Source organism: Aquabacterium sp. UBA2148 (assembly GCF_002328915.1).
In the GTDB taxonomy this organism is placed as follows: domain Bacteria; phylum Pseudomonadota; class Gammaproteobacteria; order Burkholderiales; family Burkholderiaceae_C; genus Aquabacterium; species Aquabacterium parvum.
In genome coordinates, this window is record NZ_DCXA01000045.1 from 1 (window position 1) to 7,637 (window position 7,637).

General features: G+C 65.7%; 7 protein-coding genes. 6 read left to right on the top strand and 1 reads right to left on the bottom strand.

From position 1 onward, the window contains the following. The 6 genes from B2W70_RS02355 to pbpG form a co-directional block, all read left to right on the top strand. Window positions 1-661, top strand: a 661-nt coding sequence (locus B2W70_RS02355) for a histone deacetylase family protein (RefSeq protein WP_286742455.1), incomplete at its 5' end; no start/stop codon positions are given. 122 nt (window positions 662-783) lie between these two features. Next, entirely contained in the window at window positions 784-2,043 is a 1,260-nt protein-coding gene (locus tag B2W70_RS02360) for a mechanosensitive ion channel family protein (protein ID WP_286742473.1), read from the top strand. After that, window positions 2,040-2,687 (top strand): phosphatidylserine decarboxylase, encoded by a 648-nt coding sequence (locus B2W70_RS02365; RefSeq protein WP_286742456.1) that lies wholly within the window; start codon window positions 2,040-2,042, stop codon window positions 2,685-2,687. Before B2W70_RS02360 ends, B2W70_RS02365 begins: the two co-directional genes overlap by 4 nt. Further along, a complete protein-coding gene (gene pssA, locus B2W70_RS02370; RefSeq protein WP_058089074.1) occupies window positions 2,684-3,532 on the top strand; it encodes a CDP-diacylglycerol--serine O-phosphatidyltransferase in 849 nt (282 codons plus the stop codon). The genes B2W70_RS02365 and pssA overlap by 4 nt, the downstream gene beginning before the upstream one ends. Before the next feature lie 82 nt (window positions 3,533-3,614). After that, complete coding sequence (locus B2W70_RS02375) at window positions 3,615-5,156, top strand: 2-isopropylmalate synthase (protein WP_286742460.1); 1,542 nt, start codon at window positions 3,615-3,617, stop codon at window positions 5,154-5,156. Window positions 5,157-5,283: 127 nt separating this feature from the next. Beyond that, window positions 5,284-6,528: a D-alanyl-D-alanine endopeptidase gene (gene pbpG / locus B2W70_RS02380; protein ID WP_286742462.1), complete on the top strand. Its 1,245-nt coding sequence runs from the start codon at window positions 5,284-5,286 to the stop codon at window positions 6,526-6,528. 93 nt (window positions 6,529-6,621) lie between these two features. Here pbpG and B2W70_RS02385 read toward each other — a convergent pair whose 3' ends face one another. After that, window positions 6,622-7,377 carry an IclR family transcriptional regulator gene (locus B2W70_RS02385; RefSeq protein ID WP_286742465.1) on the bottom strand — a complete coding sequence of 252 codons (756 nt, stop codon included), beginning with the start codon at window positions 7,375-7,377 and terminating at the stop codon, window positions 6,622-6,624. Window positions 7,378-7,637 lie beyond the last annotated feature (260 nt).

Here is a 7,637-nt window from a genome sequence, read left to right on the forward strand (position 1 = left end):
GGGAACCCGATCGGCGGCCTGGCGTGCCGCGGGGGCGGCGGTGGCCGCGACGGATGCGGTCATCGACGGCAAGCTGGCCAATGCGTTTTGCGCCGTGCGCCCACCCGGGCACCACGCGACGCACGACCACACCATGGGCTTTTGCTTCTTCAACAACGTGGCCGTGGCGGCCCGCCATGCCTTGGATGTGCGCGGCCTGCAGCGCGTGGCCGTGGTCGACTTTGACGTTCACCATGGCAACGGCACCGAAGACATCCTGGCCAACGACGACCGGGTGCTGATGGTCGGGCTGTTCCAGCACCCGTTCTACCCGTTCAGCGGCGCCGAGAGCCGCGCCGGCAACATGGTCAACGTGCCGGTGCCCGCGCGCAGCGACGGCAAGGTGGTCCGAGACGTCATCGAGAGCTACTGGCTCTACCGACTGGAAGACTTCAAGCCCGAGATGATCTTCATCTCCGCCGGCTTCGACGCCCACCGCGAAGACGACATGGGCGGCCTGGGCCTGGTCGAGGCCGACTACGCCTGGATCACCCAGCGCGTCATGGACATCGCCCGTGTGCACGCCAAGGGCCGCATCGTCTCCTGCCTGGAGGGCGGCTACAACCTCAGCGCCCTGGCGCGAAGCGTCGCGGCACATGTGCGCACGTTGATCGAATACTGACCCTTGTTCTGCCCGTGACCTCCCTTGTCTCCTTTGCCGCAGCGTCGGCCCCCTCGTCGGCTGCTTTCGCCGGCGCCCACACCCGCCCCCTGACCGCCGCCGAGCTGGAGCAACTGTTGTCCATGCTGCAGCAGCCCACAGCCCTGATCGAGCTGGGCGTGGTCATCGGCTGCCTGGGTGTGGCCTGGTTGCTCATCCGATTCCTGCGGGGCAAACAGCCTGATCCGAGCTCCATCTGGTTCGGCCACCACGTCATCGACGGCATCTTGTTTCCGGTGCTGGCGCTGCTGCTGGCGCTCATCGCCCGGCGTGTGCTGCAGGAAGCGATCCCGCTGGCGGTGTTTCGCGTTGCCATCCCGGTGCTCTCGTCCCTGGCTGTCATCCGACTGACGGTCAAGGTACTGGGCGCTGCTTTCCCGGCGTCCAGCGCCCTGCGGGTGGTCGAGCGCACGGTGTCCTGGGGGGCCTGGCTGGCCACGGTGCTCTGGATCACCGGCTTGCTGCCCATCATCCTGATGGAGCTCGATGAGATCACCTGGAAGATCGGCTCCAGCCGGGTCAGCCTGCGCAACCTGATCGAGGGCACCCTGAGCGCCGTGCTGGTGATGATCCTGTCGCTGTCGCTTTCTTCTGCGCTGGAGGCCAGGTTGCTCAAGGGGGCAACGGACAACCTCTCGCTGCGCAAGATGGCCGCCAACATCCTGCGTGCGTTGCTGCTGGTGGCCGGGCTGATGCTGGCGCTGTCGGCGGTGGGCATCGACCTGACGGCGCTGTCTGTGTTCGGCGGGGCGCTGGGCGTGGGCGTGGGCATGGGGCTGCAGAAGCTGGCGGCCAACTACGTCAGCGGCTTCGTCATCCTGGCCGAGCGCAGCCTGCGCATCGGTGACCTGGTGCGGGTGGACAACTTCGAGGGCGTCATCACCGACATCAACACCCGCTTCACGGTGATCCGAGCCACGAACGGGCGCGAGTCCATCGTGCCCAACGAGGTGCTCATCACTCAGAGGGTCGAGAACGCCTCGCTGGCTGACCGACGCGTGTCGGTCACGACGGTGGTTCAGGTGGCTTATGGCACCGACCTGCAGTCGGTGATGCCTCGCTTGCAGGCCGCTGTCGCCCAGGTGCCCCGTGTGGTCCAGGATCCGCAGCCGTCGGTTTTGTTGACCCAGTTTGCGGCCGACGGCCTGGAGTTGACCGTGTCGTTCTGGATCATGGACCCGGAAATCGGCCAGCTGGGCGTGCGCTCGGCCGTCAACCTGGCGCTTTTGGCCGAACTGGAGCGGCTGGGTGTTGAAATTCCTTTTCCGCAGCGGGTGCTGCGCCAGGCCAGTCTCCCCGCAGCGCCCCAGGCGGGCGGGGTGGTATCCTCGCCCGCACCATGATGTCCATCCTGCAGTTGTTCACCCGGACCCATCGCCCACTCACCTTGGGCCTGCTGCTGGCAGCCGTGCTCCTGGCCTTCCTGGTCAGCGATGCGTGGGGCCTGCTGGCGCTCGCCTTGTCAGCCTTCTGGCTGATGCTCAGCCGGCGAGACGCGCCGCGCCCTGTGCCCAGCCAGGCGGGTGCTGTGCTGTGCCCCGCTGACGGGCGCGTGGTGCGCATCGAAAAGGCGCGTGACCCCTACGCCGACCGCGAGGCCCTGCGCATCAGCGTGTTCATGAACGTGTTCGACACCCACGCCAACCGCGCCAGCGTCGATGGCGTGATCCGTGACGTCAAATACTTCCCGGGCGCCGCCATCAACACCGACCTGGACACCGCGTCGCCGCGCAATGAACGCAATGCCGTGGTCATCGAGTCCAATGGGCAATTGGTGACCCTGGTTCAGGTGGCCGGCCTGATCGCTCGCCGCATCCTTTGCCACGTCAAGCCCGGTGACACGCTCACGCGCGGTCAGCGCTACGGCCTCATCCGCTTTGGCTCGCGCGTTGACATCTACCTGCCGCCGCACGCCGTGCCCAAGGTCGCCCCCGGCGAGCGCGTGTCTGCCACCACCACCGTCCTGGCGACCCTGGTGACCGCATGAACCTTCCTGATCCTCAATCGGGTGCCGACGAGGCCGTTGACGCCTGCGCCGAGACCCCGTCCGAGCCGCCTCGCCCGCGCCGCAAGGGCATCTACATCCTGCCCAACCTGTTCACCCTGGCCGCGCTGTTCGGTGGGTTCTACGCCATCGTCATGGCCATGAACGACCGCTTCGACCAGGCCGCCGTCGGCATCTTCTGCGCCATGGTGCTCGACAGCCTGGATGGCCGCGTCGCGCGCATGACCAACACGCAGAGCGCCTTCGGCGAGCAGATGGACAGCCTCTCGGACATGGTGTCCTTTGGCGCCGCGCCGGCTTTGATCGTCTATGAATGGGCGCTCAAGGGCATGGGCAAGTGGGGCTGGATCGCCGCCTTCGTGTACTGCTCCTGCGCCGCGTTGCGACTGGCGCGCTTCAACACCAACATCGCGGTGGTCGACAAGCGCTTCTTCCAGGGGCTGCCCAGTCCGGCTGCTGCCGCCTTGGTCGTGGGCCTGATCTGGGTCGTGACCGACGCCGGCTACGTGCCGCAGGACGCCATCTGGCTGACCTGGCTGGCCTTTGCCTTCACGCTGTACGCGGGGCTGACCATGGTCACCAACATCCCGTTCTACAGCTTCAAGGACGTCAACTTCCGCAAGACCGTGCCCTTCATCGTGATCGTCGCGATCGCGCTGGGCATCGCCGTCATCACCATCCACCCGCCGATCGTGCTGTTCGGCGTCTTCGTGGTGTATGGCCTTTCGGGCTACGGCGTGTACGCGTGGAAGCTCAGCCAGGGCAAGCGCGTGAGCGTGATCTCCACCTCCACCGACGAGCCCGAGGAAGCTGGTTTGCACCGCTGAAGCGCTAAGCTCACCCAAGCTGATTGACACGGGGCGCGAACCGCCGCCCCCGCTTGCCCCACCACAGGGCGAGGAGACCCCCATGACCGACAAGCTGATCATTTTTGACACCACCTTGCGCGATGGCGAGCAGTCGCCCGGCGCCTCCATGACCCGCGACGAAAAGCTGCGCATCGCCCGCCAGCTCGAGCGCATGAAGGTGGACGTGATGGAAGCCGGTTTCGCGGCTTCGTCCAACGGCGACTTCGAGGCCATCAAGGCCATCGCCGACGTCATCAAAGACTCCACCGTGTGCTCGCTGGCCCGCGCCAACGACCGCGACATCGCCCGCGCGGCCGAGGCCCTGAAGGGCGCCAACGCTTGGCGCATCCACACCTTCATCGCGACCAGCCCGCTGCACATGGAAAAGAAGCTGCGGATGTCGCCCGAGCAGGTGCTCGAGCAGGCCCGCAACTCGGTGCGTTTTGCCCGCAACCTGACCTCCGACGTCGAGTTCTCCGCCGAAGACGGCTACCGCTCGGAGATCGACTTCCTGGCCCGCGTCTGCGAGGCCGTGATCGCCGAGGGCGCGACCACCATCAACATCCCCGACACGGTGGGCTACGCCATCCCCGAGCTGTACGGCAACTTCATGCGCGAGCTGCGCGAGAAGGTGCCCAACTCCGACAAGGCCATCTGGTCTGTGCACTGCCACAACGACCTGGGCATGGCTGTGGCCAACTCGCTGGCCGGTGTGAAGATCGGCGGTGCTCGCCAGGTCGAGTGCACCATCAACGGCCTGGGTGAGCGCGCCGGCAACTGCGCCATGGAAGAAATCGTCATGGCGATCAAGACCCGCCGCGATTACTTTGGGCTGGAAGTCGGCGTCGACACCCGCCAGATCATGCCGGCCTCGCGATTGGTCTCTCAGACCACTGGTTTCGTGGTGCAGCCCAACAAGGCCGTGGTGGGCGCCAACGCCTTCGCGCACGCCTCCGGCATCCACCAGGACGGCGTGCTCAAGGCCCGCGACACCTACGAAATCATGCGCGCCGAGGACGTCGGCCTGTCGGCCAACAAGATCGTGCTGGGCAAGCTCTCGGGCCGCAACGCCTTCAAGCAGCGCCTGCAGGAACTCGGCATCGAGCTCGACTCGGAAGCCGAGATCAACGCGGCCTTCGCCAAGTTCAAGGAACTGGCCGACCGCAAGAGCGAAATCTTCGACGAAGACATCATTGCCCTGGTCGGCGACGAAAGCGTGACCAGCGAGCAGGAGCACTACCGCCTGGTGGCGCTGTCGCAGCAGTCGGAAATGGGCGAGCGCCCGCATGCCAAGGTGGTGTTCGCCGCCGGTGGCGAAGAGCACCGCAGCGAGTCCGAAGGCAACGGCCCGGTTGACGCGAGCGTCAAGGCCATCGAGGCTGTCGTGAAAAGTGGCGCGGAAATCCTCCTGTACTCCGTCAATGCCATCACGTCCGGCAGCACAGAATCGCAAGGTGAGGTGACAGTCCGTCTGCAGCATGGCGGTCGCGTCGTCAACGGGGTCGGAGCCGACCCGGACATCGTCGTGGCGTCCGCCAAAGCCTACCTGGCAGCCCTCAACAAGCTGCACAGCAAGGCCGATCGGGTGGCCGCTCAGGGGTGAAAACCCCGGAGCCGATGGACTGATGCTCCAGGCCGCTTGATGAGTGACGCGTAAGTCCTTGATTTACGCGTCATTTTCATTACACTCCCGGTGTGGACGAAAGGGCTGTAACGTGGTGGACAGGAAATTGAAGGCAACCCGCTGGTTGTTGATGGCACTGATGGCCTTCGTGGCAGGCTTTTCTCAGCCCCAACTGGCCGAGGCCAAGTCGACCCCGCGTGAGGCCAAGTCCCAGGCCACCAAAAAGGTCAAGGTCGTCAAGCAGGCCAAAGCAGCCAAAGAGTCCAAGCTGGCCTCTCGCAAACAGGCCGGCAAGCGCACGGCCGCTGCCCAGGCTCGCCAACGCAAGGTGGTCGCCTCCCGGAGCGAGTCGCGGGTTGCAGCCACGCGAACAGCGGGCAAGCGTTCCGCTTCGTCGGCACGCGCCCAAGCCGCCAGCGTCGCCCGCAGCTCAGAGGTCCCCGCGTTCTCGCGCATCGCGGTGAGTTCGCCCAACGCTTTGTCCCGTCCCACGGCCAGCCTGGTCGCCGCATCTGGCGCCAAGGGCGCGTCCTTCGGGCAACTGTACGGCTTGCACCAGACGCAAGACCCGCTCGAGCTCAAGTCCAGCGTCGCCCTCGTCATGGACCAGGACACCAACGAGGTCATGCTCTCGAAGAACCCCGAGGCCGTGCTGCCGATCGCGTCCCTGACCAAGCTCATGACGGCGGTGGTTGTCGTTGAGGCGCACCTGCCCCTGGACGACTCAATCACCATCACCAACGACGACGTTGACACCGAAAAGAACAGCAGCTCGCGCTTGGCAGTGGGCTCCAGCCTCAGCCGAGGCGAGCTCCTGCACCTGGCGCTGATGTCGTCAGAGAACCGCGCCGCCCATGCCCTGGGCAGGACCTACCCGGGCGGGATGCCTGCCTTCGTCAGCGCCATGAACGCCAAGGCCCGCCTGCTGGGCATGCACGACACCCGCTACGTTGACCCGACGGGTCTGAACAGTGGCAACCAGGCCACCGCGCGAGACCTGGCCATGCTGGTCAAGGCCGCTTACCAGCAGCCTTTGATCCGTGAACTGTCGGTGTCGCCTGAACACGCGGTTCGCCTGGGCAACCGCCAGCTCCAGTTCCGCAACACCAACAGCCTGGTGCGCAGCCCATCCTGGGACATCGGTCTTCAGAAGACGGGCTACATCGTCGAGGCCGGGCGCTGCCTGGTCATGCAAGCGAGCATGGCTGGTCGCAAGTTCATCATGGTGTTCCTGGACTCTGCGGGCAAGTACTCTCGCCAGGCCGATGCCGAGCGCGTGCGCCGCTGGATCGAGAACGCCGCACAAAAGGGTGCTTTGAGCACCCATGCTTCGGCCAAGGTCACATCCTGACGGGTGCAGGCGTCGGGCCCAACCCGGCAGCTCCATTCGTGAAACGGGCCCCGAAGGGCCCGTTTTCCTTTTGGGTGCCGGACACCCGCTGGGTCATGCCGCCGATGGGTCCTGCCAGCCCAGGGCCAGCGAGATGCGCTGGGCGCAGCCCTTGAGCGCTTCCTGCCACTCTGCGGGCAGCCCGCGAGAATGACCGATGTTCAGCGCCAGGCTGGCGGCGACACCACCCAGGTCATCGTGGATGGGCGCGACCACCGTTTGAGAGCCCGGCTCTCCCGGCTCCACATCGACGGCCATGCCGGCCTGTCTGATCTGGCTGAGTTCGGCCTGCAGGTTTTCGGTGCGCAAGTTGGCAGACTGGCTCAGCGCGTTGAGCACCAGGCCCGATTCGTTGACCAGCAGGACCTTGCCGGCGGCGCACCCGGTGATCGGCAAGCGCAAGCCCATGACCCGCGTCACCTGCACCCCACTTCGCTCTGAGACCGTGCGCTCCACGCACAGCGCTTCGTCATCGTGGCGCACGAACAGCGACACCGATTGGCCGGTGACGCGATGGAGTTCCTGCATCGGGCGAACCGCGAGGTCACGCACGTCCAGCCTGGCTTTGACCAGGTTGCCCAAGGCCAGCAGGCGGATGCCCAGCCGGTAGGCGCCAGGGCCCGAGCGCTCGACCAGGCCGCCCGAGGCGAGGTCATTGAGGATGCGGTGGGCGGTGGAGGGGTGCAGGCCGGTCTGTTCGCTGATGGACTTCAACGACATGGCCTCGTTGCCGTGGGCCAGGGTGTCGAGCAGTGAGAACATCCTGCCCAGCACCTGGATCGACGTGCCGTCTGGTCTGGAATCGCTCATCGGGTTTTCCTTCGGCGCAATGGCCTTTTGGGACGTGGGATGAAGCATCAATCGGCGAAACTGGCGGTTCCTTGAGTGCAGTTCCACTTTTCCCATGTGCCTTTTTTGGCATCTGATACGGCCATGCACAGGTTTGGTTCTTCATTGCCCCGCGCCGCCGTGTTGGCGTCCGCTTTTCTGGCCCTGATTTGCTCGATGGCGTCAACGCCTGTGCGGGCTCAATCGGCCACGTCGCCAGCGGCATCTCGTGCGGTCGAGGC

Coding starts and splice junctions, on each gene's coding strand:
- B2W70_RS02360 (WP_286742473.1), top strand. CDS start 784: ATGCTGCAGCAGCCCACAGCCCTGATCGAGCTGGGCGTGGTCATCGGC.
- B2W70_RS02365 (WP_286742456.1), top strand. CDS start 2,040: ATGATGTCCATCCTGCAGTTGTTCACCCGGACCCATCGCCCACTCACC.
- pssA (WP_058089074.1), top strand. CDS start 2,684: ATGAACCTTCCTGATCCTCAATCGGGTGCCGACGAGGCCGTTGACGCC.
- B2W70_RS02375 (WP_286742460.1), top strand. CDS start 3,615: ATGACCGACAAGCTGATCATTTTTGACACCACCTTGCGCGATGGCGAG.
- B2W70_RS02385 (WP_286742465.1), bottom strand. CDS start 7,377: ATGAGCGATTCCAGACCAGACGGCACGTCGATCCAGGTGCTGGGCAGG.